The sequence below is a fragment of the Cupriavidus sp. 10L43_2 genome, assembly GCF_056395265.1.
In genome coordinates, this window is the sequence record NZ_JBFTJE010000022.1 from 48,690 (window position 1) to 72,595 (window position 23,906).

Below are 23,906 nucleotides of genomic sequence, written 5' to 3' on the forward strand. Positions count from 1 at the left end.
GGCATCCGTCTTCACTATCGCGGCCGATCCTGCCGCCTGCCAGCCATGAACGCCTCGACCGCCCATCCCAGCCGGCGCCCGCTGATTCTCAACGTGGAAGACCGCGAGGGGCCGCGCTACGTCAAGAGCCGGATCCTCCACCGGGCCGACTTCTCGGTGCTGGAGGCGTCGAACGGCCAGGCTGCGCTGTCGCTGGTCCGCCAGCACACCCCGGATCTCGTGCTGCTCGGCACCCAGTTGCCCGACGTGGACGGACTGGAAGTCTGCCGCCTGATCAAGAATGATCCGCAGAGCGCGCGCACCCTGGTGCTGCTGACGTCACCCGGCATGTCCGATTCCCACCGGCGCGTACAGGCGCTCAACGGCGGCGCCGACAGCTTCCTGATCGAGCCAGTGGAGTCGGAGGAACTGGTCTCCAGCATCAACGCCCTGCTGCGCATGCGCGGGGCTGAGGATGCCTTCCGCCGCACCTCGCAGGCGCTGCACGAAAACGAAGACCTGTTCCGCCAACTGGCGGAGGCGCTGGCCGATGTGGTCTGGATTCTCGACCCGACCACCCGACGCTTCCTGTTCGTCAGCCCCTCGTTCGAATCGCTCTGGGGCCGCCCGACCCAGGCGGTGCTGCAAGACCCGCACCGCTGGCTCGAATGGGTGCTGCCCGAGGAACGCTCGCGCATGGAAGCCGAATGGCAGAGCATGCTGCGCGATGGCCTGCTCGACACCGAATTCCAGCTCGAACGCCCCAACGGCGAGATCCGCGAAGTCCATATGCGCGCCTTCCCCGTGCGCGGGGCGGATGGCCGCTGCCTGCGCGTGGCGGGCATCTGCCAGGACGTGACGCGCCACAAGCGCGCCGAGCGCACGCTGCATAACGAGGAACGCCGCAAGGACGAATTCCTCGCCATGCTGGCCCACGAACTGCGCAACCCGCTGGCGCCGATGCGCAGCGCGGTGGACCTGCTCCAGCAGTTCTCCCCAAGCCGCGAGGACATGTTCCGCGCGCGGGACATCATCGGCCGGCAGTTGCATCACATGACCCGGCTGGTCGACGAACTGCTCGACGTGTCCCGCTTCAACCAGGGCAAGATCACCCTGCGGCGAGACCTCGTGGAGTTGCGCGGTGCGCTGAACACGGCCGTGGAAACGGTGCGCCCGCTACTGGAGGAACGCCGGCACACGTTGCGCCTGTCGTTGCCCGAGCAGCCGCTGCCGATTCGCGGCGACATGGTCCGTCTGACGCAGATCTTCGCCAACCTGCTGCACAACGCCGCCAAGTACACGCCCGAGGGCGGCACGCTGGCCGTGGAGGCCGCCGCAGCCGATGGCCGCGTGATCGTGCGGGTGAGCGACAACGGCGCCGGGCTCTCCCAGGCGCTGCAACGGCAGTTGTTCGATCCGCTGGCACCGGAGTCCGGCAATCCGCTGGAAGAAACGCCGACGCCCGATGCCGCGTCGATCGCAGCGGCCAACGTCGCGGCCAATCCGGTCCCGAGCCTGGCCGCGCTGCATGCCGAGCACGATGACCGGGACGGCGACGCGCCCCAGCCGGCCGATATCGCCACGGATCCCGATACCTTTGCCGCGCGCGAAGGCGCCGGCATTGGCCTGACGCTGGTGCAGAAGCTGGTCACGCTGCATGGCGGCCGGGTCAGCGCCGCAAGCCCGGGCCGCAACATGGGCAGCACCTTCGTCGTGGAACTGCCCGTGGAACCGTGGCAGAACTGGCATCCGCCGACCGGGAAATCGCGCCCCCAGCCGGGCACCGCGCACACCATCATGCTGGTCGATGACAACGTCGATGCGCTGGAGGCCATGACCATGACGCTGGAGACGCTCGGCCACACCGTGGTGACGGCGCCTGATGGCCAGAGCGCCGTGGCGTGCGCGGCCAGCGTGCGGCCGGACGTGGTGCTGCTGGACCTCGGCATGCCGACCATGGACGGCTTCGAGACCGCGCGCCGGCTGCGCGAGATTCCCGAGCTGCGCCACGCGCGCATCGTGGCGCTGACCGGCTTCGGCCAGCCCGACGACCGCCGGCGCACGCGCGCGGCGGGGTTCGACCTGCATCTGGTCAAACCCGCCGACCTCGGTGCCCTGACCCGCATGCTCGATGAACTAGACGCCTGACCCCGAGGAGCCTCATGCTGCATCAGCCCCTGCCCCTGCCCCCGCCCCTGCACCTGCACATCACGCCCGAACCCGACATCGTGCCCCCGCCGCCCGAGGCCCCGCCGCCGGAGCCGCCGCCGGGTCCGCCCGAGCCGGTCAGCGATCCGCCCCCGGGCGATCTCCCGCCCCCGCCGCCGCAGCGCGCGTAGGGGCCACGGGCCATGTCCCGCGTCATCTGGAAAGGGGCCATCAGCTTTGGCCTCGTCAATATCCCCGTCGCGCTGAAGACCGCCTCGCGCAGCCATACGCTGGACCTCGACCTGCTGGACCAGCGCGACATGGCGCCGGTGGGCTACCAGCGCATCAACAAACACACCGGCAAGGTCATCGACAGCGAGCACATCGTCAAGGGCTACCAGTACGAGAAGGACGAGTACGTGGTGCTCAGCGACGAGGACTTCCGGCAGGCCAACGTCGAGGCCACGCAGACCGTCGACATCGTCAGCTTCGTGCAAGCGGACAGCATTCCGCCCTACTACTTCGACACCCCCTACTACCTGGAGCCGGACAAGCGCGGCGAGCGCGGCTACGCGCTGCTGCACGAGACCCTGCGCAAGACCGGCCGCGCCGCGCTGGCGCTGGTGGTACTGCGCAACCGCCAGCACCTGGCGGCGCTGCTGGTGGTGGGCAAGGCGCTGGTGCTGAATACGATGCGCTTTGCGGACGAGGTGGTGCCGATCGAGGATCTCAGCCTGCCTTCTGGTGGCAAGGGCAAGGCGGCGACCCCGCGCGAGGTGGCCATGGCCACCAGGCTGGTGAAGGACATGAGCGAGGACTGGAAGCCGGAGCAGTACCGCGACACCTATCGCGAAGACCTGATGGCGCGCATCCACGCCAAGATCAAGGCCGGCAAGACGCACCTGCTGACGCCGGCGTCCGAGGAAGCGGCGCCCAGCGGCAAGGGCGCGAAGGTCATCGACATGATGGCACTGCTCAAGCAGAGCATCGGCCATCGGGGCAAGGCACCGGCCAGGCCGGCCAGCCGCAATGCCGATCTTCTGGATGACGAGGAAGAGGAAAAGCCGGCGACGAAGAAGGCTACGGGGAAGGCGACGGCGAAGAAGGCATCGACAAAGGCATCGACAAAGACATCGACAAAGGAAGCGGCGACCAAGAAAGCCGCGCCGAAGAGGGCCGCAGCCAGAAAGGCCGCCCCCGCCAAAAAGCGCAAAGCGGCTTGACCGAAGTCAAAGCCGCAAAACTTGCCGCAAAAAGAGCCGCGGTACGTGGGATGACCGCGGCTCCGCGCAGAGGGCGACGACGAGGTCGCCGCGCATAAAAAACTAGCGCGTGTGCATTAACGCGACGATACCTTCAGGTTGTCGCGCACCGAATTCACACCTTCCACCGAGCGCACCGTTTCCAGCGCCATCTCGTGCTGGTCCTTGGTCGGCACCGTGCCGGTCAGGGCCACCACGCGGTCCTTGGTCTTCACGTGGATGCCGGTGGACTTGAGGTCCTTGGTCGCCAGCAGCTTCGTCTTGACCTTGGTGGTCAACGCGCTGTCGGTGACAACCTGCTTGGAGTTATCCACGCCCTTGTCCACGCTGGCGTCCATCTTGGCGTCAGTGGTCGCGGCGGGACGCTTTTCCTTGTCACCTTCGGTATGGCCAGGCATGCCCGACGCATTGTTTGCCGGCGGGGCCGCGCTGTTATCGCTGCGGACACTGGTGTCGGCCACCTTGATGAAGCCGCCACCCCCCATGTCCAGGGCATGCGCGCCACCCGCAGCGGCGAGCGCGGCGGTCATCAGTGCAATACGTGTAATGCGCAGGGTCTGTGCTGTCTTCATGCTCGATCTCCTTGTTGAGGAAGTGACAGCCACTGTTCTGCACATCGCGTGCCAGATCGCCCAAATGACGCGTGGACAGGGCCTCGCGGCGGTTTTCCGCGCCGGGGCCACGTGGGCGACGCGCCCGACCGGTAAAAACACGGCACGCGTTGTAAATCGGCGCACATGGGGAGCCACGCATGCGTTACCTGTATGTCTGACAGATGCCCTAAAGATGCCATAACCCCCACTTTTCCCCCACATTCTCAACCTCCGAGGGCTTGGCACGGCCATTGCGACTCTGGGCCTGCGGCAGCCTCGCCGCGACATGGAGACTAGCAATGGGACAGCAGCAACAGGGGAACCAATCCCAACCGGGCCAGAAGCAGCAAGAGCAGCAGCAACCCGGCCAGCGCGGTAACCAGCAAGGTGGCAGCCAGGACCAACAACGCCAGGGCGGGGGCCAGATGGGCAACCAGGACCAACGCGGTGGCCAGCAGCAACAGGAGTCCGGCCGTCAAGGCCAGCAAGGTGGCGGTCAGCAAGGCGGCCAGCAAGGGCAACAAGGCCAGCAAGGTGGCCAGAAGGACCAGGACAAGAGCCGCCAGCCGTAAGTCGGCTTCCTCTTCGTCTTTTCGGACCCCGCGCGGCATTTCCACGGTTGCCGCAGTGCGCTGAAGTTCAGGGCGCGCAGATAACTCGGGGTCCACCGCCGGGGCACTCGCAAGGGTGCCCCGGCGTCTTTCGTGGGATTCCCTCTATATATATAGGCAGCGCGCCCGGGCGAACCGTCAGGCGAGCCGGCTGGCCACGCGGCCGATGGCCTGCCGCCAGACCTCGCGCTCGCGCGCCAGGTAGTCGGAAGCCTGCGCGCCGGTGAGCGCCAGCGGCTCGGCGCCGTCCTGACCCAGACGTTGCCGCAGAGCCGGCGTGCGCAGCAGCCGCGTGAAGCGGTCCGCCAGCGCCGCGCAGGCGCGCGCGGACATGCTGGGCGCCGCCAGCACGCCGTACCAGGCGTCCTGCCGCATGCCGGGCACGCCGGCCTCCTCGAACGTCGGCACGTTCGGCGCGAGCGGGCTGCGCGCGGCACYGGTCACCGCCAGCGCGCGCACCTTGCCCTGACGCATCAGCGGCAACGCGGCCTGCAGCGTGCTCACCAGCAGCGCCACGTGTCCGCCCTGCAGATCGACCAATGCGCGCGCACTGCCGGGATACGGCACGTGGTTCATCGACACACCCGCCTGCTGGCAGATCAATTCGCCCACCAGATGGGCGCTGGAATGAATGCCGAGGGAGGCGTAGGCCAGTTCGCCGGGGCGCCGACGCGCTTCGGCCAGCCGGGCCTGGAGCGTCTGCGTGGCAGCGGGCGCTTCCGCGGAGGCCAGCAGCACGTGCGGCGTGGTGGCGACGATGGCCACCGGCTGCAACGGCGTGGCCGGCGGCTCGGGCGCGGCGGCCAATAGCGGGCCGATGCTGACCGAGCCTACCGTGCCGAGCAGCAAGGTGCGCGGGCCGGACGTGGCGCGCGCCACCTCGTGCAGGGCGATCTGGCCGGCGGCGCCGGGGCGGTTCTCGACGATGGTGGGCACGCCGTCCGTGGTCAGGCTGTCGGCGACGAGACGGGCGATATGGTCGGCACCCCCGCCGGCGGCATAGCCGACCAGCAGGTGCGTGGTGTCTGCGCCACATGCGGCGCGGGGGAACAGCGGGAGTACCGCCAGTCCGGCCAGTCCCGCCAGACCATGGGTCAGGCGGCGGCGGGCCCGGTCAGGCGGAACCGGAGGGAACGGCATGGATGCAGGGGCGCGAGTCGAATAGCTCGCGGCATGCTAGCACCAGCCCGCCCTGCCCGCCTTGGGGGCAAACCCCGTCTTGCCCAGGCCCTCACAGCTGCGGTGCCCGGCACACGGCGCCCGCCGCGTTGGCGGCTGGTTCCATGCCGAACACCGCTTGCGCGCCGCACTGCGAGCCGAACATGCGCGCCTGATCGTGCCCCACGCCCACCACTTCAAAGGCGCGATGGCGGCTGGTCTGGCCCGGCTTGGCGAGGAATTGCTCGTAGCGCTGGTAGGCGCGCCCGCGCTGGAGGCGCGTGGGGCCTTCGGCCTCGGCGCCGCATGCCTTATCGAGCACACGGTGATTCGGATCGTTATCCTCGCTACCCACCATATAGGTGACCTGCCGCTGCATGTAGCGCTGGTAGAGCGTCATGCCATTGGCGCCCTTGGCGTAGGCCACCATGTCCTGCATGCCGTAGCGGTACTTGTCGTAGTCCGCGCAGGTCGTGGTGCTGTACGGCGCGAAGCGCTTGAGATCAGGCGCCACCGGCCGGTCCGGCGTGAAGTAGAGATAGGACGAGGGATTGGCCACCACGTAGCGCAGATCGATGCCGCCCGCGCGCACGCGCTCGTCCACGTTGTTCAGCACGGCGTAGCGGTGGACGATCTGGGCGCCGCCCGAATGGCCCGCCACGGTGACCTTGTTCACGGCGGGGAAGCGCGACTTGTCCGTGACGAAGGCCAGCAGGTCGTCCAGCACCTGGAGCGAGCTGACGCCGGCGCCGGGGCCGGACACCGCGTCTTCGCCGCCGATCCAGCCTTGCACGGTCCAGACTGGCATGTTGTCGAAGTGCTTGGCGGCATCGGGCGTGCCGGGGAAGTTCGGGGCGATCAGCAGCACCTCTTCCGGCTTGCGGCCGCTGGCCTGGAGCAGTGCGGCGCCGGCTGCGTAGTAATCGTCGCCATTGCGCTGCAGGCCGTGCTGCACGAATACCACCTCGCGAATGCCGCGCAGGTCCGCCGTCAGCGGATGGTTGGCGTAGACCGGGAAGTCATAGCCGGCGCCGCTGCCCAGGTGCACGCGCTGCCATTGGGGCTTGGCGGCGGATGTGGCAGGTGCTTCGCCAGAGGCGGAAGGCGCCGGGGGCTGGCTGGCGCAGCCGGCAGCAAGCGCCGCCGTGGCGGCCATCAGCAAGGTGAATCGGGCGAAGCGTGGCGCGCCGGGCATGGTGTCTCCTTGGTCTTATGTCTGCCGTATCCGGCAAAACGCCAATACTAGGCTGGCCGGGCCCGCTCGTAAAATATATGCTTTCGGCATCTGCCATATTCACGACATATCGGACCACCGATGGAACTGAGACACCTGCGTTATTTCCTGGCCGTGGCCGAAACCGGCTCCGTGACCCGCGCCGCCGAGCAGCTGGGCATCCAGCAGCCCCCGCTCTCCCAGCAGTTGAAGGCGCTGGAGACCGAGCTGGGCGTGTCCCTGTTCGACCGCCAGCCGCGCGGCGTGGCCCTGACCGCCGCCGGGACCGCGCTCCATGGCGACGCCGTGGAGTTGTTCGCCCGTATCGAGCAAATGCGCGCGCGCATGCAGCGCATGGCGCGCGGCGACGAAGGCGCGCTGGCCATCGGCTTCACCAGTTCGGCGGCGGCGCACAAGCTCACCCCCGAGGTGCTACGCGCGTGCCGGCGGCAGTTTCCGCGCGTGACGCTCTCCCTGACCGAGCGCAACGCGGCCGAAGCCATCGAGCAACTGGCCGATGGCACGCTCAGCGCGGCGCTGCTGCGCGCCCCGGTGCAACACCCGGAAGGCGTGCGCTTCGACCTCCTGCTCGAGGAGGAAATGGTGATCGCCCTGCCGCTGGACCACGCGCTGCTGCGCCGCCGGGCGGCCGAAGGCGTGGCCGCCGGCACGCCGGTGTCACTGCGCGAACTGAAGGGCGATCCGTTCATCCTGGTCCGCCGGCCCGGCGCGCCGGGCATGTACGGCGACCTGCTGCGCGAATGCGAGGCGCTGGGCTTCACGCCGCGCATCGGCGCCGAGGTGGAACGGATGCTGACCAACCTCAATCTGGTGGCGGCTGGCGCCGGCGTGAGCGTGGTGCCGGCCTCGATGGCCGGCCTCAACCGCCACGGCGTGGCCTACTGCCGCATGGTCGAGACCGACCGCCTGCGCGCCCCGCTCACCCTTGGCTACCGGGCCAACGACGCCGACCCGGCCGTTGCGGCGCTGGTGGCGCTGACCCATCGGATTGCGGCCAAGCACAGGAAGGATCGGGACGCGGTGGGCGAGGCGTTGCCGGACTGAAATCGGCCCTTCAGTAATGTCGGCCTTCAACGCGTGACTAGGCGTCCTAGCGCGCCTGGYGCCGCAGGATCACATGCGTAGCCTTCTCCGACGCTACGGATTTCACGCATTGGTATCCCAGCGCCACCAGGTCAACCCCGTCGAACAGCGACTCTCCCCGCCCAAGCAGGACCGGGGAGATTGCAATGTGCAGCTCGTCAATCAGGCCCTCGCAAAGATACTGCCGGATCGTATGCGCCCCACCGCCGATCCGCACGTCCATGCCGGCAGCGGCGTCGCGTGCACGGTCGAGCGCCTCGCGAATGCCGCCTGTTATGAAGTGGAACGTGGTGCCGCCTTCCATCTCGATGGAAGGCCGAGCATGATGGGTCAGGACGAAGACCGGAACGTGGTAAGGCGGACTATCTCCCCACCAGCCTTTCCAGCTTTCGTCCGGCCAATCCCCACGAATGGGTCCGAACATGTTCCGCCCAAGAATCCAGGCGCCGACATTCTGAAAGCTTCGGGCGGCGAAATCGTCGTCAATCCCGGTCGTACCGCCTTCCTTGCCGAACAAGGCTTGCTGGAAGGTGCGTGTCGGGACTAGCCACTGGTGGAGTTCCGTCCCGCCAACGCCGAGCGGATGGCTGAGGTCTTGGTTCGGACCCGCTCCGTATCCGTCGAGCGAAATGGTAAAGCCTTCAACGCGAACGCGTGCCATCGTTTTCCTCCGGGTAGACGCCTGACAGGTGATACATAAGTCATCCTGTTGTTCAGATGCGGGACTGGATCCACAAATTGTGCCATTGGACGGTGCGACGATGCAGCGGAAAAGGACAACGCCTACGCCAAGCGCAGATCCCGCAACATATCAAGCACGTGTTGCGTCGAACGCTCAACGTACCCCGCACGATGTGCAATGCCGAGCCGACGCCACAGCGCCGGGCGCAACGGACGCATGACAATGCGCGTGTCGGGCAATGGCGACGTCGCCTCATGAGGCAACAGCGCGGCGCCGTAACCTGCCGCTACCAGACTCTTGATCGCGTCGTTGTAGTTGAGCTGAATGCGAGGCGCAGGATGACACCCCCCGGCCGCGAACCACTCCGCAGTCAGACGTGAAAGACGCGTGGTCGCGTCATTGAGAATGAGAGGTTGGGCAGCGAGCCAATCAGGCGTGACGCGGGCCGGACACTGCCAATGCGCCGGCACAAAGGCCATCACGGGGTCGCGCCGCCAAGGCTTGATCACGAGTCCAGCCACCGGGGGCTGAGGGAGTGCGACCAGCCCAACGTCCAGCGTCCCATCCGCCAGTCGGGACAAGGTTTCATGTGAAGTCAGCACCGCAACCTGAATGTCGATGGCGGGATGGTGCTGGCGCAGCACTTCAAGCGCTTGCGGCAACAGATGCGCGATCGCGCCAGTCGACGCACCGAGCCGCACGCGCCCTTCGAGCCCTTGCACCTGGCGTTGAATATCATCCAACGCCTGCTCCGCATCGGCCAGCAGTCGACGCGCGCGCTCCACCAGCACCTCCCCTATCGCCGACGGCCTGACATGTCCGCGCTTCCGCGACAGGAGTGGCGCCCCAATGCGGTCTTCCAGTTCAGCGATATGAAGGCTGACCGTTGGCGGCGCCAGGTGCAATGCACGCGCCGCTTCGGCAAATGAGCCGCGGTCTGCAATGGCGACCAGCGTGCGCAGGCGGTCCAGGCTGATCTCTCGCATGTCGGCGTCCAGGTTCAGGAAAACTGAATGTTCAGGTTATGAAATTCAACTTTCTCTATTGTAGTGGTCCACGCAATATGAGGCTTCTCTCTATTTCTTACAACCCAAAGTCAGCGGAGTCTTTCACGTATGAGCTCTCCCGTTGTTTTCATCGATGGCGACCAGGGCACAACCGGCTTGCTCATCCACGAACGGCTCCGTAACCGGACCGACATCAGGCTGATTACGCTTGCTGCTGCGGAGCGCAAGGATTTGCGGCGTCGCGCAGAAGCCATCAACGCCTGCGACATCGCCATCCTCTGTTTGCCGGATGCCGCCGCGCGCGAGGCAGTGGCCACCATCGTCAATCCTGCGGTTCGCGTCATCGACGCAAGCTCCGCCCACCGTACACAGCCGGACTGGACTTACGGATTTCCGGAGATGGCGCCGGGGCAGGCCGAGCGCATTGCCAACGCACGTCGGGTCACCAACCCTGGGTGCTATCCGACCGGTGCGATTGGCCTGCTGCGTCCGTTGGTGCAAGCGGGGCTGATACCGGGCGATTACCCCATCAGCATTCATGCGGTATCGGGCTACTCCGGACGCGGACGCGCCGGCGTGGAGGAATATGAGGGGCCGGGAGCCGCTAACGCGCCTTCATATCAGGTCTATGGCCTGGAACTCGCGCACAAGCACACGCCGGAGATCCAGCAGCACGCCGGGCTCGCGCAGCCGCCCATTTTCGTCCCTGCATACGGAGCGTTCCGCCAGGGCATCGTGCTGACGGTGCCGCTAACGTTGCGGCTGCTGGCACCCGGCGCAAATGGCGCCACGTTGCACGCCTGCCTCGCGCGCCACTATGCCAAGACGGACCACGTACATGTCTTGCCGCTGCAAGAATCGAGCGCCGTAAAGCAGCTGGATCCGCAAATGCTGAACGGCACAAACGACATGCGCTTGAGCGTATTTCCCGGCATGGCGCACGGGCACGTTCTCCTGTCTGCGGTCTTCGATAATCTCGGCAAGGGCGCATCCGGCGCCGCAATTCAAAACCTGGACCTGATGCTCGCGTAGAAGACGCGTCGCGCATTCGTCCAGCATGCGATGAAAAAAAACCGCCGCGAGTCTTGTGAACTCGCGGCGGCTTCTTTGACAGTCGTCAGTGCAACCGATATCAGTAATCCCACTGCACCGGCACGAAGCGGTAGGCATCACCGTTCTTCGCAATATGACCGATGGACGGGAACGCGATGTGCGCGGCGGCCAGCATGGAGCCGGTTTCGGCGGCTTCATCGAGCAGCGCGATGCGGACTTCCGTGGCCACTTCAGGCTCGTGCTCGAAGCCGTTTTGCCATGCGGGATGCTCGAAGCCGACCTCGAAGATCGCGTCGCCGACGAACGTCAGCTTCTCGCCCTTCGATGCGACGTCCACCACGCAGTGTCCCGGCGTGTGGCCACCGGTCACGCGCGCCGACACGCCCGCCGCCACTTGCACGGTCTGGCCGAACTGCACGATGTTCTTGCTGTAGAGTTCCACGAACGTTGCGGCGGCCTTGCGGAGCGCGGGCGGCACCGCTTCCGGCATCACGGTCTTGCTAAAGTCCGGGTTCTTCCAGAACTCCACTTCCGCGGCCGCCACGTGAATGCGCACGTCCGGGCGCAGCTTGGCCTTGACGCCATCCACATTCAGCCCGCCGACGTGGTCCATATGCATATGGGTAATCACGATGTCGGTGATGGCTGCGAGGTCGATGCCAGCCGTTTCCAGGCGCAGCACCGAGCGACCGGCGCGCGAGAAGTATTCGAAACCGTCGCCCACACCGGAGTCGACCAGGATCAGACGGTCGCCGCTGCGCACGAGGGCGATATTCAGCGCCCAGTCGAACATGTCGCGCTGCAGGAAGCGATCGTCGAACCATTCGTTGCGGTCGGCTTCCTTCACGTTGGTGGACATGGTGGAGGTCGGCAGCGGCAGAACCCCATCGCTGATCAGCAGGACGTCGACGTCACCCACGCGCACGGCGTAGCGGGAAGACACGAGTTCGCCAAAACCTTCTTTGCCAACGTTGGCGATAACCGGCTGCACATTGTGGATTGTTTCGCTCATTTTCAGTAGTCCTGTTGGTTTGCGTGGGGTGAGCCGCGTGAGGCGGCGCGGTGGACGAGAACGACCGCGAAATTCGCGCGCTTCGTTGTGCTCGCGATTCGACCTACCGTGTGACGCAGTGTAGTCAGGGGGAGCCGGCGCCAGTAGTATCGTGAAGGCCCTCAGCATGTTGTCCTGGCGGCAACAATCGCCGGCCTTCGTGAGACACTCGGCTGTATCAACATTTGAATTCGACTATGGCGGATATCGAACGCGAAGCCCTTGGGGTATTAACGCTTGCGCCTCCCGTTGCTTCCGATGGCCTCCCACCGGACGCCACGGGTTTCTCCATCTCCGTGCGGCATGTCACGGTGACGTTGCCGGACGGCAGGACGCTCCTACACGATCTGAATGACACCTTCCAGCGCGAGCGTACCGGCTTGCTCGGCCGGAATGGCGCGGGCAAGAGTGTGCTGGCGAGGGTGTTGGTCGGTTTGTTCCAGCCGGAGACCGGGCAGGTCACGCGCCATGGCACGGTCGCCTACGTGCCGCAGGAAATCGTCCCCGCAAAAGGCGCGACGGTTGCCGATGTCGCCGGATTGACACCAATTCTCGATGCGCTGGCGCGAATGGAAGGCGGTACGCCGCATCCCACCGACTTCGATTTACTCGATGGACGGTGGCATATCCGCGCCAGTCTGGAGCAGGCGCTGACGGACAGCGGACTGCCGCACCTGCACCCAAAAGGGCTGGCGGGATCGCTGAGCGGTGGCGAACTCACCCGCGTGGCGTTGATAGGGGCCTTCCTTTCCGACGCCGAGGGCCTGGTCCTCGACGAACCCACGAACCACCTGGATCACACCGCGCGCGAATGGCTGCGTGACAAGTTGCAGCGATGGACCGGCGGCCTGATTCTCGTCAGTCACGACCGGGAATTGCTGGACCTGATGGACCGCATCGTCGAACTGACACCGGGCGGGATGCGCAGTTACGGCGGCAATTACACGCTCTATCAGGCTCAGCGCAGCACCGAAGCGGCGGCGGCGCAGGCTTCGCTCAACCGCGCAAGGACGGATCGCGACGCCGCCGAGCGTGCGGCGCAGCGTCAACATGACGCCCAACAGCGCCGCACCGCACGTCAGACGAAAGGCGCAAAGGACGCGAATCTTCCGGGGATCGCCATGGGCCGCCGCAAGGATGGCGCAGAGGTATTTGCAGGCCGGCAGCGACTTCGCCAGCAGGACGTGCAGGTCAAGCTCGACGAGGCGGTTCAATTGGCAGCACGTCGAATCGAGCCCGACAAAGCTGTCGCACTTATCCTGCCAGCAACTGCCATTGCGGCTGGCAAACGCGTGATCCATCTGGAAGACGCCGTCGCGCCGTTTCCGGAAGACAGTGCGCCCCTTACGCTGACGCTGGCGGGACCCGTGCGCGTCGCCGTGACCGGTCCGAATGGCAGCGGCAAGACAACGTTGCTGAAGATGTTGGCGGGCACCATTGCCCCGGTCTCTGGCATTTGCCAGACCGGCGTGCGCAGCGCATGGCTCGATCAGCGAGCGACCAGCGTGTTGCCACCCCACCTGTCGGTTCTCGAACGCCTGCATGAACTGGAAACGCCGCTGCCGGACGGGGTATTGCGCAGCCATCTTTCGCTGCTGGGCTTGAACGCCGACCTTGTGAACCTGCCGTCCGGTGCGTTGAGCGGCGGTGAGCGACTCAAGGGTGCGCTGGCGTGCGTGCTGTGGAGCACCGAGCCCGCGCAACTGCTATTGCTGGACGAGCCGACCAATCACGTCGATCTGGAATCCATCCAGGCGGTAGAGCAGGCATTGGACGATTATCCCGGCGCCCTGGTCGTGGCCTCTCACGACACACGTTTCCTGCAGTCGCTTCGATTGACGCACCGGCTGGAGTCAGACGGAAGACATTGGAAGTTGATAGCGGAATGAATCGCGGGCGGGGGCCGGCGCTACCGCCCAAAAAGGAGCGCTAAAAGCGGGCCATCAAGGCCCGCCTTTTCGTCATCACCGCATCACATCAATTCAGTAACCCCAGCTCGAACCGTCCCGCCGACGTACCGATCAGCAGGCCACCGTTCGACAGGTACGACGCCACCACCCCGCCCGAGGCGTCGAGCACGCCCGCCACCGGCTGGTTGTAGGTCAGCACGCCCGAGGCGCCGTCGCGCACGATGGCCGTAGCGTTGAGGTCGGCGCTGACCTGGCTGCCATCGGTGCCCATCAAGCGATACCGGCCATCGGCGGCGCCCGCCGTCAGCGGTGCCGTGGGCTGCGAGGCGTACACGTTCATCCCGTAGGCCGTGGCCGAGCGCGTGAGGACCAGCGGCACCGGCTTGCCGTTGATGATGCCGCTGATCAGCGACCCGCTCAGCACGCCGTCGCCGGCGGCGATGGTGCCGCCCACGAAGTAGTCGAACGCGTTGCGCGCCGGGTTCCAGACAATGTAGCCCTTGCTGGTGTTGGCGCAGGCCGCGTCATAGACCATGAAACCGCCCGCCGCCGTTGCCGAGCAGGTCTGCCACGTGGCTGCCGACGAGCGCAGCCGTGCCGAGCCGGTACGCAGTGTCACCGCGCCACCCGCCACCGCCGTCTGCACGCCATTGACGTTGTAGATGTCGGCCACCGCCTTGAAGTCCGACGACACGGTCTGGAAGGCCACCAGCGGCAGGAAGCCAGCGCCCGAGAGCGGCCTCACCCCGCCCGCCAGCACCCCGCCGCCGGTGAAGGTGAAGTTGGCGCCGTTCTCGTCGCTGGCATAAGTGCACCCGCCCTGCGAGACAAGCTGGCCGGTGCGCGTCACGCCGGCGGTCCGTTGCAGGCTGGCATCGATCGTCACGGTGTACTGGAGGGTGGCCGGGTCCACACGCACCGACAGTTCCTCGCCGTTGGTATTGCCGCCCTTCCACGTGGTAGCCACGGCCGGCAGGTTCAGGCAGGACTGCACGATGCCCGACGCCCCCTCGCAGGTGTAGTTGATGGACGCGTCCTGGCTGCCCGAGCCCTTGTACTTCGGCCAAGCCGGATACTGGCACAGCGGCCGCGTGCGGCCATAGGTGCCGGCGTTGGTGTCCATCACCGTACGCTGGCCCGGCGCCACGCCCATCTCCACCCAGTTCTCGAGTGCGGTCAGGGAGTTCCACGCCGGCAGGAAGCTGCCCGTGCCATGGCCCATGCCCGGCACCGTGTAGAACGTGATGCCCTGGTCCACCGCCGCCTGCCCCACCCGCGCGATCACGGCCTTGTACCAGGCGATGGTCGAGTTGGGGCTGATGACCTCGTCGGCCAGCCCGTGCAGCAGGATCAGCCGGCCGCCCTTCGCCAGGAACGCGGACAGGTCCGGGTTGGTGGCATCGGTCAGCGCCGAGACGGTCTGCACGCGCGAGGTCCAGCTACCCGGGCTGGCGGGGTCGAAGGTCAGCGCGTCGAACGTGGCGGCGCGGGTGACGAAGTACTTCACCCACTGGTCGCCGGTCAGGTACATGTTCGAATCCGCCGTGGTGGCCGGATTGCCGGGCACTGGCCGCGTGCCGAGGTCACGTGTGGTGAACGGCCCCGCCACCAGCGCGCCTTCCAGGATGTTGTAGCCGCCGGCCACGGTCACGCCGTTGGCCAGCGGGTAGGTCAGCTGGAGCGGCTGCTCGATGATCTTGACGGTGGCAATCTGCGCATCCGAGAGACAGGTGTCGCCCGTGTCCGTACCGCCGGGGCAGCGCAAATTGGCCAGCACCTGCATCGCGCCCAGACGGCAGCCCTCGACATTGCTGACCACCTTGTCGGCCACGCCGTCCAGCGTGTCGCAGGCGGCCATGGCAGCGGCTTGCACCATCAGCGTCTTGTTGATGTTGAGCCAGCCGGCGCCGCCGTTCAGGTAGAGCGCGCGGCCCACGGCCACGTTGGAGAGGCGCGTGCCGGTGTAGTTGAGCGCCGGCTCGTTGGCGATGACGCCGTCGTAGTCGGCCGGCCAGCGCTGGATGTAGCTCAGCGCATCCCGCCCGCCCGTGGAGGTGCCGAGGAAGTACGCCCGCGTGGGCGCACGGCCATAGCGCTGGCGGATCATCGCCAGGGCCACGTCATGGGTTTTCTTGAGCGTGTCGCCACCATAGTTGGCGAGCTGCTCGTCGTTGGTGGCGAAGCGGCCATCGGTGATGCTGGTGCTCTGGTGGCCGGAATCATCGCCCCAGGTGGCGTAGCCGCGCGCCAGCGGCGCCGGGTCGTCCGGCAGCGCGAAGCGTACGGTCTCGGTGCCGTCGATCAGCGTGCCGTCGAACCCGCCGCCGCCGAACTGGATGCCCTTGCCGTTCCACTGCGTGGGCAGGTTCACCGCGAAGTTGATGTTGGACGCGGCAGCGTCCACGGGAGCGATGGTGCCGCGCACCTGGCAGTACTCGCCGAGCGTGTTGCCGGTGGCATCGGCGGCAACCAGCGTAGCCGCCTTGACCGTGGCGCCGCCCGAGGCCAGCGTCAGCGCCGAGGCCGGCAGGCTGGCGCCGTTCAGCGCGTTGCAGGCCTCCAGCGCGCTTAACGTCGGCTGGGTCGGCTGGGTCGGGATGTCGGGGTTGTCAGTGCCGGGGGCGCCGGTGCTGGGCGCCCCGCCCGACGCCGTCGGGGCGTCGTCGCCACCGCCGCACGCGGCCATCAATGCAGTGGCCGCACAGGCGGCCGCCAGCAGCGCCAGGCGCCGCCGGACGTTCGATCCGGATGTCATGTTGTGGTCTCCTCCAAGCGCATGCGGTGCTTGTGCCGCATGTTGGAGCGAGACGGTATCACCGGCTTGGTGCTACGTAAAATATATGTCGGATGGCGCATCCATACTTCGTGAATATGGATGGAGGGCGTCAATCCTGCGGCGTAGCCTGGAGCCGGGTGATGTCGAAGCCCTTCGCCTCCAGCCGGCGCAGCAGCGCCTGATAGGCGCCGGACTCCACCGTGGGCGTGCGGGAGAGAATCCAGAGGTACTCGCGGCTAGGCTCGCTGACGGCGGCCAACGTGTAGCCGGGGTCGAGGTCGATGACCCAGTAGTCGCCCCAGACCCACGGCAGGAAGGACAGCCACGCCGGGGCGAATCGCACCTCCAGCTTCGGCGTGCCGGCCTCCCCCACCGGCCGGGCCACGCCGGTGGCGTCATCGCTCGTCCCATCCGCCTTGCGGCAGCGGTTCACCACATCGACGCGTCCATCGGACCGCGCCGCGTACTGCGCCGTGGTGTGGCCGGCGCACTGGCGCTGGAAGCGGTTCGGGTATTTGGCGATTTCGTACCACGTGCCCATGTAGCGGGCCACGTCGAGCGAGGCGATGGGCGCCAGCGGCGCGGCCGGCTCGGCGCGCGCCGGGACCAGCGCGGCAGTGGTGAGGGCAACGAGGGCAGCAAGCCCGAGCACGACACGCTTCATGGTGGACCTCCGAGGGGCGATAGCGCCATTGTCGCGTGCCATCGCCGCCCCCTGCTGTCCGCCGGCAGACGACTTGCGCCTCGGCAAGCGTCCTACGCCGGCAGCCCCACGTAGTTCTCGGCCAGCGCCCGGCAGGCAGCCTCGGAGCCGACCAGATAGTCGAGTTCGGCCTGCTGGATGCGATGCGCGAACGCATCGGCATCGGGGAAGCGGTGCAGCAGCGCGGTCATCCACCACGAGAACCGCTCCGCCTTCCACACGCGCCGCAGGCATTTCGCTGAATAGGCGTCGAGTTCGGCCGGATCGCCGTGCTGGTACTGGGCGATCAGCCCGTCGGCGAGGTACAGCACGTCGCTGGCGGCCAGGTTCAGCCCCTTGGCGCCGGTGGGCGGCACGATATGGGCGGCATCGCCCGCCAGGAACAGGCGCCCGAAGCGCATCGGCTCGCAGACGAAGCTGCGCAGCGGCGCGATGCTTTTCTCGATGCTCGGGCCGGTGACCAGCGCCTGCGCGGCGGCGGGGTCGAGCCGGGCGCGCAGTTCGTCCCAGAAGCGCGCATCGGACCAGTTCTCCGCGCGCTCCGTGGCCGGCACCTGCACGTAGTAGCGGCTGCGCGTCTTCGACCGCATGCTGCACAGCGCAAACCCGCGTTCGTGGCTGGCGTAGATCAGTTCGTCCGCCACCGGCGGCGTCTCGGACAGCACGCCGAGCCAGCCGAACGGATAGACCCGCTCGAAGATCCGTGTCGATGCCTCCGGCACGCTGGCCCGGCTCACGCCATGGAAGCCATCGCAGCCGGCCACATAGTCGCAGGCCAGTTCGTGCGCGCTGCCGGCGTGGCGGAAGGTCACGCGGGGCCGGTCCGTATCGAAATCGTGCAGGGAGACCTCGGTGGCCTCGTAGACGATGGGCATGCCAGACGCTGCGCGCGCCGCCATCAGGTCCCGCGTGACCTCGGTCTGGCCATACACCGTGACGTCGCGGCCAATCAGCGCGTGGAAGTCGATGCGGTGGCGCGCGCCCTGGTACGACAGCTCGATGCCATGGTGCCGCAGCCCCTCCGCGCGCAGCCGCTGGTCCACGCCGGCGCGCGTGAGCGCATCCACGGTCACCGATTCGAGGATGCCGGCGCGGATGCGCCCCAGCACGTGTTCGGCGCTGCGCTGCTCGATGATGACGTTGTCGATGCCGGCCACGGTAAGCAGTTGCCCGAGCAACAGCCCGGCCGGCCCTGCTCCGATGATCGCCACGCGCGTGGCGCGCGGCACGCCGTTGCCCTGCTGACCCATGGCCTGTCTCCCGATCCGCTTTTTTTATGGTGTGCGGCTGACTACCAACTACCGGTCAAGCTCGGCGAAGACCTCCTCCGCCATGTGGAACGCCGAATTCGCCGCCGGCACGCCGCAATAGATCGCGGTCTGCAACAGCACTTCCTTGATCTCGTCGCGCGTGACGCCGTTGTTGGCGGCGGCGCGCAGATGGAGCTTCAACTCCTCCGAGCGATTCAGCGCCACCATCATCGCAATCGTGATCAGGCTGCGCGTATGGCGCGGCAGGCCCTCGCGCGTCCAGATCTCGCCCCAGGCATAGCGGGTAATCAGGTTCTGGAATTCCTCGGTCAGCGGCGAGATCCGTTGCAGCGAGCGGTCCACGTGGGCGCTGCCCAGCACGTCGCGCCGCACCGATAGCCCGGCCTCATAGCGCGCGGCGTCGTCGGTCACCGGGCGGCGGCCGAGGATGAAGTCGAGCAGCGCGGCAGTGAAGCGGCCCGGCTGCTCGCGGTTGGACAGGTGCGCGGCGTGCAGTTCGACATAGATCGCCCCGGGGATGGCGGCGGCGAGTTCGCGGCCCTGCGCCGCCGTGGTCGATGGATCGTCGCTGCCCGCAATCACCAGCACCGGCACGGGGATGGTCTTCACGGCCTCGCGCAGGTCCGCGTCGCGCACGGCGCCGCAGCTACCGGCGTAGCCACGCGGGTCGAGGCCAGCGAGCACCGCGCGCAGGTCATCGAGCGCATGGCCGGCGGTGGCGAGGAAGCCCGGCGTGAACCAGCGTTGCAGCGAGGCATCAGTCAGCGGCGCCATGCCGTCGCGCAGCACCATGTCGATGCGGCTGTTCCAGGCGTCTGCCGTGCCGATCTTGGCCGCCGTGTTGGCCAGCACGATGCGGCTGAAGCGCTCCGGCGCATGCGCGCCCAGCCACATGCCGGTAAGGCCGCCCATCGACAGGCCGCAGAACACGGCCTGCCCGATCTGCAGGGCGTCGAGGATGGCCACCACGTCGCGGCCCAGCACGTCCACCGTGATGGCGCCCTCGGGCGCGGTGGAGCGGCCGTGGCCGCGCACGTCGTAGCGCACCACGCGGAAGCGGCCCGCCAGCGCGGCGGCCTGCGGCTGCCACATCGTGTGATCGGTGCCCAGCGAGTTGGAAAAGACGATGGCGGGCGCGGTGTCCGGGCCATCGACGGTGTAGAACAGCCGGGCGCCGGCGTGGTCGAGATAGGGCAACGTGGTCTCCTTGTCGGTATAGGGTCAGGCGGCGCGCAGGGCCTGCCAGGCGGCCACGGCGGCATCGGCGAAGGCGGCGGACTGCCCGGCGTAGTGCGCCGGGTCGCTGAGGCGGTCCAGTTCGGCGTCATCCAACAGCGTGGCGTGCGCGGGATGGGCGGCGAGCGTGGCGGCCAGCGCCACGCGCAGCGTCTCGCCCTGCTCCCCCGCGCGGCGCGAGGCCGCTTCCACCACGTGGTGCGCCTCCAGCCGGCCGATGCGGCCGCCGAGGGCCAGCATCGCAGCCTCGCCCAGGATCAGGCCGTGTGTCAGGTCGAGATTGGCGCGCATGCGGGCGGCATCCACTTCCAGGCCCGCCGCCACGTCGCCCAGTTGGCGCAGCGCGCCGGCCGCGAGCGTGACGATTTGCGGCAGCGTGTCCCACTCGGCCTGCCAGCCGCCCAGCGCGCGCTCATGCTCCTGCACCATGCCGGCGAGCATCGTCGCCACCAGCGGCGGCACGCGCACGGCCACGGTCAGCACCGCCGCGCAGCCCACCGGGTTGCGCTTGTGCGGCATCGTGCTGGAGCCGCCCCGGCCCGGGCCCGATGGCTCGGCCACCTCGCCCACTTCGGTCTGCATCATCAGCGACAGATCGCGCGCCATCTTGCCGAGCGTGCCCGTGAGCATGCCCAGCGCCGTGGCCACTGCCACCAGCCGGTCACGATGCGCGTGCCACGGCAGCGCGGGCAGGTCCAGGCGCAGCTCGCGGGCGAACTGCGCGGCCACGGCGGGCGCCTTGTCGCCCAGGCTGGCCAGCGTGCCGGCGGCACCGCCGAATTGCAGCACGCGCGCCTGATCGGCGGACTGGCGCAGGCGGATCACGTCGCGGCGCAGCGCATCGAGCCAGCCGCCAGCCTTCAGGCCGAAGGTGGTGGGCAGCGCGTGCTGGAGCCAGGTGCGCGCCACCATCGGCGTGGTCCGGTGGGCGGTGGCCAGCGTCGCGCAGGCATCGCCCAGGCGCAGCAGGTCGGTATCGATGGCCTGCAGGGCATCGGCCAGTTGCAGCATGGCGCCGGTGTCGATGATGTCCTGGCTGGTCGCGCCCCAATGGACGTAGCGGCCAGCCTCGGCATCGCGCCGCGCCACGGCGGCGGTCAACTGCTTTACGAACGGGATGGCGAGGTTGCCGGCGGCGACGGCGGACTGCGCGAGGGCATCAAGGTCGATCACGCCGACATCGGCACAGACTTCGGTGATGACGGCAGCAGCCTGCGCGGGAATCACGCCGCAGTGCGCCTCGGCGCGCGCGAGGGCCGCCTCGGCATCGAGCATGCGCCGCACGGTGCCGGTATCGGAAAAGATCGCGAGCACGGGGGGACTGCCGAACATCGGATCGGTCAGGCGGGAAATTGAGGGCATCGTCGGCGGGGGCGGACCGGTAGGAATGCTCCGATTGTGCGGCAAAACGCCTCGCGGAGGGCGAGGCGTGCCGGGGTCAGATATCGAAGAACACGGTTTCGTCGGCGCCCTGCAGCACCACGTTCCAGCGGTAGGTGCCGGGGGCCGTGGCGTCTGCAACCAGCGTGGCGCGGCGCGCGGGCGGCACCAGGCCGAGCACGCTGTCGGCGGCGTTGGCGGCGGCTTCATCGCCGAAGTACAGCCGCGTGGCCACGTGCTTGACCAGCCCGCGTGTGAACACGGACACCATGATGTGCGGCGCCTGCAGGCCACCGGCGAGATCCGGCACCGGGCCGGGCTTCACCGTGACGAAGCGGAAGTCGCCATCCGGGCCGGTCGGCACGCGGCCGAAGCCGGTGAAGCCGGGCACCAGCGGCGCGTCGCCGGTGTCTTCCTCATGCCGATAGCGGCCGGCGGGGTTGGCCTGCCAGATCTCGACCATGCCGTCCGGCACGGGCTCGCCGCGGCCATCGATCACACGGCCCTCGATCACGATGCGCTGCCCGGCCAGGTCGGGGGCATCGGCGGTCAGGTCGGCGCAGTCCAGCGCGGCAAGGCCGATATGGAGGTACGGCCCAACGGTTTGGGAGGCGGTAGCGTAGAGCATGGCCTTACTCCATCGGCGTGGCATCGCGGCCACGCAGCACGATATCGAATTGGTAACCGAGCGCGTATTCGGGCGAGGTGGTCGCCCAGTCGAACGTGGCGATCAGGCGGTCGCGCGCCTTGGCATCGGGCACGCAGTTGAAGATCGGGTCGAACGCGAGCAGCGGGTCGCCGGGGAAATACATCTGCGTGACCAGGCGCGTGGCGTAGGCATTGCCGAACAGCGAAAAGTGAATGTGCTGCGGACGCCACGCGTTGTGATGATTGCGCCAAGGGTAGGCACCCGGCTTGATCGTCTTGAACTGGTAGCGGCCCTGCGCATCGGTCAGGGTGCGGCCATCGCCCGTGAAATTGGGGTCGAGCGGCGCGTCGTGCTGGTCGCGCTTGTGCACATAGCGGCCGGCGGCGTTGGCCTGCCAGATCTCGATCAGCGCGTGCGGCACCGGGCGGCCGTTCTCGTCGAGCACGCGGCCCGTCACGAGAATCCGCTCGCCGATCGGCTCGCCGCCATGGCCGGCGGTCAGGTCGTTGTCACCGTCACGGACGAATTCGGGGCCGAAAGTCGGGCCAGTCAGTTCGGAAATCGATTGCGGCAGCGCGATCAGCGGCTGGGACGGCGCGCGCAGTTGCGTGGACCCATAGGGGTCGAAGCGGTACGGGGGCTGGGTGTCCCAGTACGGGCGACGGTAGGGACCGGGGCGTGGGGGCATCGCGCTGTCTCCGTTTTGGTGTGTGGGGCGAGACTTAGACTGTAAGCACCCCCGGAAGTCATGTAAATTGAGTTTTTGCGTAATTTGGATGACTTTTAGTTATGGATGTATCGGATCCGTCGCCCGATCTGTTCCGCACCCGTATCCGGCTGCGGCACCTGCACTGCTTCGTCACCGTGGCGCAGACCCAGCACCTGGGCCGGGCCGGTGCGCGGCTGGGCCTGACCCAGCCGGCGGTGTCCAAGACGCTGACCGAACTCGAGGAACTGGTCGGCGCCCGGCTGCTGGTGCGCCAGCGCGCCGGCACGGACCTGACGGCGGCGGGCATGCGCTTCCTGCGCCATGCGCTGCGCATCATCGAGGACGTGGACGCGGCGGCGGACAGCCTGGCCGGCGCCGATGCCCCGCGCCACGAACGCATCCGGCTGGGCGCGCTGCCGAGCATCGTGCCGGCGCTGCTGCTCGACGCCGTCGCGCAATTCCGCACCGCGCACCCCGAGGTGGCGCTGGCCGTGCAGACCGGCATGAACCGCACGCTGATCGACCTGCTCAAGGCCGACGTGCTCGACCTCGTCATCGGCCGCATGGACGACCCCGCCGCGATGGAAGGCCTCTGGTTCGAATCGCTCGGCCCGGAGCCGCTGGTGCTGGCCGTGCGCGCGGGCCATCCGCTCGCCGACAACGCGCGCCCGACCATGCGCGAGGTGCTGGCGTGGCCGCTGGTGATTCCCGCCATCGGCTCGATCCCGCGCCACAGCACCGAGAGCCTGCTGGCACGCCACGGCCACACCCTGCCCGAAGGCTGCGTGGAAACCGCCGACGCCTACCTCGGCCGCCTGCTCACGCAGCAGAGCGACACCGTCTGGGCCGCCCCCCTCTCCGCCACCCGCCGCGCCGTCGCCGCCGGCGAAATGGTCCTCCTGCCCGTGGACACCCAAGGCACCGAAGAACCCATCGGCCTCCTCCGCCGCAGCGACCGGACACTGGAACCGGTGGCGGAGGCATTTGTGGCGGGGATTCGGGGGATTGCGGCGGGGCGGTGAGGGGGGCGTTGCAGGCGAGTTTGTCGCCGCTGGACAACGGACTGCATCAGGATTTGCACGCTTCGTAACAGATCCGCGCGCGTTTGGCCAAATGGGCGCGAAGGCGAACTGATTTAATCGAACATCGGGCCATCACTGAAAGACGCGAGACAACGCATGACTCGAATGGCTTCGCCCGCCATATCGGGGTGACGCGCGCCACGCTGTCGCGCATCGTGAATGGCCATGCGGCCATGACGCCTGATATCTCGATCCGGCTGGAAGAGGCACTGGGCGCGAGCCGAGAGATGTGGAGCGGCATGCAGACGACCTATGACCTGTGGCAGGCCGCGCAGAAGCCCCGCAAGCGCATTCCCCGCATTGCGGGTGCCGAGGGCCAGTCGGTTTGA

The 23,906-nt window shown here is 67.7% G+C and carries 22 protein-coding genes; 8 read left to right on the plus strand and 14 right to left on the minus strand.

The genetic code is table 11. From position 1 onward, the window contains the following. The first annotated feature begins 45 nt into the window (after positions 1-45). The 3 genes from AC1DEL_RS24480 to ku are packed head-to-tail and all read left to right on the plus strand — an operon-like array spanning position 46 to position 3,350. Complete coding sequence (locus AC1DEL_RS24480) at positions 46-2,127, plus strand: hybrid sensor histidine kinase/response regulator (RefSeq protein WP_477126303.1); 2,082 nt, start codon at positions 46-48, stop codon at positions 2,125-2,127. Between the two features lie 14 nt (positions 2,128-2,141). Continuing rightward, positions 2,142-2,318 carry a hypothetical protein gene (locus AC1DEL_RS24485; protein WP_441592554.1) on the plus strand — a complete coding sequence of 59 codons (177 nt, stop codon included), beginning with the start codon at positions 2,142-2,144 and terminating at the stop codon, positions 2,316-2,318. Positions 2,319-2,330: 12 nt separating this feature from the next. Next, the gene (ku, locus tag AC1DEL_RS24490; protein ID WP_477126304.1) at positions 2,331-3,350 is read left to right on the plus strand and encodes a non-homologous end joining protein Ku; all 1,020 of its coding nucleotides are present in this window, start codon (positions 2,331-2,333) and stop codon (positions 3,348-3,350) included. Positions 3,351-3,466: 116 nt separating this feature from the next. Here the strand turns inward: ku and AC1DEL_RS24495 are convergent, their stop codons facing one another. From AC1DEL_RS24495 to AC1DEL_RS24510, 4 genes are all read right to left on the minus strand, one after another. After that, positions 3,467-3,961 (minus strand): BON domain-containing protein, encoded by a 495-nt coding sequence (locus AC1DEL_RS24495; RefSeq protein WP_092301422.1) that lies wholly within the window; start codon positions 3,959-3,961, stop codon positions 3,467-3,469. A gap of 314 nt (positions 3,962-4,275) precedes the next feature. Continuing rightward, positions 4,276-4,599: a hypothetical protein gene (locus AC1DEL_RS24500; protein WP_441592552.1), complete on the minus strand. Its 324-nt coding sequence runs from the start codon at positions 4,597-4,599 to the stop codon at positions 4,276-4,278. Between the two features lie 132 nt (positions 4,600-4,731). After that, entirely contained in the window at positions 4,732-5,733 is a 1,002-nt protein-coding gene (locus tag AC1DEL_RS24505; RefSeq protein WP_477159205.1) for a tripartite tricarboxylate transporter substrate binding protein, read from the minus strand. Positions 5,734-5,824: 91 nt separating this feature from the next. After that, positions 5,825-6,946 carry a hypothetical protein gene (locus AC1DEL_RS24510; RefSeq protein ID WP_441645112.1) on the minus strand — a complete coding sequence of 374 codons (1,122 nt, stop codon included), beginning with the start codon at positions 6,944-6,946 and terminating at the stop codon, positions 5,825-5,827. 120 nt (positions 6,947-7,066) lie between these two features. Between AC1DEL_RS24510 and AC1DEL_RS24515 the strand changes: the two genes are divergently transcribed. Further along, positions 7,067-8,029 carry a LysR family transcriptional regulator gene (locus AC1DEL_RS24515; protein WP_441645113.1) on the plus strand — a complete coding sequence of 321 codons (963 nt, stop codon included), beginning with the start codon at positions 7,067-7,069 and terminating at the stop codon, positions 8,027-8,029. Between the two features lie 46 nt (positions 8,030-8,075). Here AC1DEL_RS24515 and AC1DEL_RS24520 read toward each other — a convergent pair whose 3' ends face one another. Further along, a complete protein-coding gene (locus AC1DEL_RS24520; protein ID WP_477159206.1) occupies positions 8,076-8,729 on the minus strand; it encodes a dihydrofolate reductase family protein in 654 nt (217 codons plus the stop codon). 122 nt (positions 8,730-8,851) lie between these two features. Then, positions 8,852-9,736, minus strand: coding sequence for a LysR family transcriptional regulator (locus AC1DEL_RS24525; RefSeq protein ID WP_441592547.1), 885 nt, complete (start codon positions 9,734-9,736; stop codon positions 8,852-8,854). 129 nt (positions 9,737-9,865) lie between these two features. Between AC1DEL_RS24525 and argC the strand changes: the two genes are divergently transcribed. Further along, positions 9,866-10,789 carry an N-acetyl-gamma-glutamyl-phosphate reductase gene (gene argC, locus AC1DEL_RS24530; protein WP_477126305.1) on the plus strand — a complete coding sequence of 308 codons (924 nt, stop codon included), beginning with the start codon at positions 9,866-9,868 and terminating at the stop codon, positions 10,787-10,789. Between the two features lie 100 nt (positions 10,790-10,889). Here argC and AC1DEL_RS24535 read toward each other — a convergent pair whose 3' ends face one another. Continuing rightward, complete coding sequence (locus AC1DEL_RS24535; protein ID WP_092301443.1) at positions 10,890-11,822, minus strand: MBL fold metallo-hydrolase; 933 nt, start codon at positions 11,820-11,822, stop codon at positions 10,890-10,892. Between the two features lie 236 nt (positions 11,823-12,058). Here AC1DEL_RS24535 and AC1DEL_RS24540 point away from each other — a divergent pair, with 236 nt between their 5' ends. Further along, entirely contained in the window at positions 12,059-13,750 is a 1,692-nt protein-coding gene (locus AC1DEL_RS24540) for an ABC-F family ATP-binding cassette domain-containing protein (RefSeq protein ID WP_477126306.1), read from the plus strand. An 88-nt stretch (positions 13,751-13,838) separates the two neighbouring features. Here the strand turns inward: AC1DEL_RS24540 and AC1DEL_RS24545 are convergent, their stop codons facing one another. The 7 genes from AC1DEL_RS24545 to pcaH all read right to left on the minus strand — a co-directional run bounded on the left by AC1DEL_RS24545 (position 13,839) and on the right by pcaH (position 22,474). Continuing rightward, entirely contained in the window at positions 13,839-16,526 is a 2,688-nt protein-coding gene (locus AC1DEL_RS24545; protein WP_477126307.1) for a tannase/feruloyl esterase family alpha/beta hydrolase, read from the minus strand. A 130-nt stretch (positions 16,527-16,656) separates the two neighbouring features. Further along, the gene (locus AC1DEL_RS24550) at positions 16,657-17,211 is read right to left on the minus strand and encodes a lipocalin family protein (protein ID WP_477126308.1); all 555 of its coding nucleotides are present in this window, start codon (positions 17,209-17,211) and stop codon (positions 16,657-16,659) included. 92 nt (positions 17,212-17,303) lie between these two features. Continuing rightward, a complete protein-coding gene (gene pobA, locus AC1DEL_RS24555; protein WP_477113262.1) occupies positions 17,304-18,500 on the minus strand; it encodes a 4-hydroxybenzoate 3-monooxygenase in 1,197 nt (398 codons plus the stop codon). A gap of 48 nt (positions 18,501-18,548) precedes the next feature. Continuing rightward, positions 18,549-19,718 (minus strand): bifunctional 3-oxoadipate enol-lactonase/4-carboxymuconolactone decarboxylase PcaDC, encoded by a 1,170-nt coding sequence (pcaDC, locus tag AC1DEL_RS24560; protein WP_477126309.1) that lies wholly within the window; start codon positions 19,716-19,718, stop codon positions 18,549-18,551. Between the two features lie 24 nt (positions 19,719-19,742). Continuing rightward, the gene (locus AC1DEL_RS24565; protein WP_477126310.1) at positions 19,743-21,119 is read right to left on the minus strand and encodes a 3-carboxy-cis,cis-muconate cycloisomerase; all 1,377 of its coding nucleotides are present in this window, start codon (positions 21,117-21,119) and stop codon (positions 19,743-19,745) included. Between the two features lie 76 nt (positions 21,120-21,195). Next, the gene (gene pcaG, locus AC1DEL_RS24570; RefSeq protein ID WP_477126311.1) at positions 21,196-21,765 is read right to left on the minus strand and encodes a protocatechuate 3,4-dioxygenase subunit alpha; all 570 of its coding nucleotides are present in this window, start codon (positions 21,763-21,765) and stop codon (positions 21,196-21,198) included. A 4-nt stretch (positions 21,766-21,769) separates the two neighbouring features. Next, positions 21,770-22,474, minus strand: coding sequence for a protocatechuate 3,4-dioxygenase subunit beta (gene pcaH / locus AC1DEL_RS24575; protein WP_092301461.1), 705 nt, complete (start codon positions 22,472-22,474; stop codon positions 21,770-21,772). Positions 22,475-22,575: 101 nt separating this feature from the next. On the opposite strand from pcaH, the gene AC1DEL_RS24580 reads away from it, so the two are divergent. Next, positions 22,576-23,517, plus strand: a complete 942-nt coding sequence (locus AC1DEL_RS24580) for a LysR substrate-binding domain-containing protein (RefSeq protein ID WP_092301464.1) — start codon at positions 22,576-22,578, stop codon at positions 23,515-23,517. Between the two features lie 83 nt (positions 23,518-23,600). Beyond that, a complete protein-coding gene (locus AC1DEL_RS24585) occupies positions 23,601-23,906 on the plus strand; it encodes a HigA family addiction module antitoxin (protein ID WP_255370996.1) in 306 nt (101 codons plus the stop codon).

Excerpts from the sequence above, each read along its gene's own strand:
- AC1DEL_RS24480 (WP_477126303.1), top strand. The coding sequence starts at position 46 with ATGAACGCCTCGACCGCCCATCCCAGCCGGCGCCCGCTGATTCTCAAC.
- AC1DEL_RS24485 (WP_441592554.1), top strand. The coding sequence starts at position 2,142 with ATGCTGCATCAGCCCCTGCCCCTGCCCCCGCCCCTGCACCTGCACATC.
- ku (WP_477126304.1), top strand. The coding sequence starts at position 2,331 with ATGTCCCGCGTCATCTGGAAAGGGGCCATCAGCTTTGGCCTCGTCAAT.
- AC1DEL_RS24495 (WP_092301422.1), bottom strand. The coding sequence starts at position 3,961 with ATGAAGACAGCACAGACCCTGCGCATTACACGTATTGCACTGATGACC.
- AC1DEL_RS24510 (WP_441645112.1), bottom strand. The coding sequence starts at position 6,946 with ATGCCCGGCGCGCCACGCTTCGCCCGATTCACCTTGCTGATGGCCGCC.
- AC1DEL_RS24515 (WP_441645113.1), top strand. The coding sequence starts at position 7,067 with ATGGAACTGAGACACCTGCGTTATTTCCTGGCCGTGGCCGAAACCGGC.
- AC1DEL_RS24525 (WP_441592547.1), bottom strand. The coding sequence starts at position 9,736 with ATGCGAGAGATCAGCCTGGACCGCCTGCGCACGCTGGTCGCCATTGCA.
- argC (WP_477126305.1), top strand. The coding sequence starts at position 9,866 with ATGAGCTCTCCCGTTGTTTTCATCGATGGCGACCAGGGCACAACCGGC.
- AC1DEL_RS24535 (WP_092301443.1), bottom strand. The coding sequence starts at position 11,822 with ATGAGCGAAACAATCCACAATGTGCAGCCGGTTATCGCCAACGTTGGC.
- AC1DEL_RS24540 (WP_477126306.1), top strand. The coding sequence starts at position 12,059 with ATGGCGGATATCGAACGCGAAGCCCTTGGGGTATTAACGCTTGCGCCT.
- AC1DEL_RS24545 (WP_477126307.1), bottom strand. The coding sequence starts at position 16,526 with ATGACATCCGGATCGAACGTCCGGCGGCGCCTGGCGCTGCTGGCGGCC.
- AC1DEL_RS24550 (WP_477126308.1), bottom strand. The coding sequence starts at position 17,211 with ATGAAGCGTGTCGTGCTCGGGCTTGCTGCCCTCGTTGCCCTCACCACT.
- pobA (WP_477113262.1), bottom strand. The coding sequence starts at position 18,500 with ATGGGTCAGCAGGGCAACGGCGTGCCGCGCGCCACGCGCGTGGCGATC.
- AC1DEL_RS24565 (WP_477126310.1), bottom strand. The coding sequence starts at position 21,119 with ATGCCCTCAATTTCCCGCCTGACCGATCCGATGTTCGGCAGTCCCCCC.
- pcaG (WP_477126311.1), bottom strand. The coding sequence starts at position 21,765 with ATGCTCTACGCTACCGCCTCCCAAACCGTTGGGCCGTACCTCCATATC.
- pcaH (WP_092301461.1), bottom strand. The coding sequence starts at position 22,474 with ATGCCCCCACGCCCCGGTCCCTACCGTCGCCCGTACTGGGACACCCAG.
- AC1DEL_RS24580 (WP_092301464.1), top strand. The coding sequence starts at position 22,576 with ATGGATGTATCGGATCCGTCGCCCGATCTGTTCCGCACCCGTATCCGG.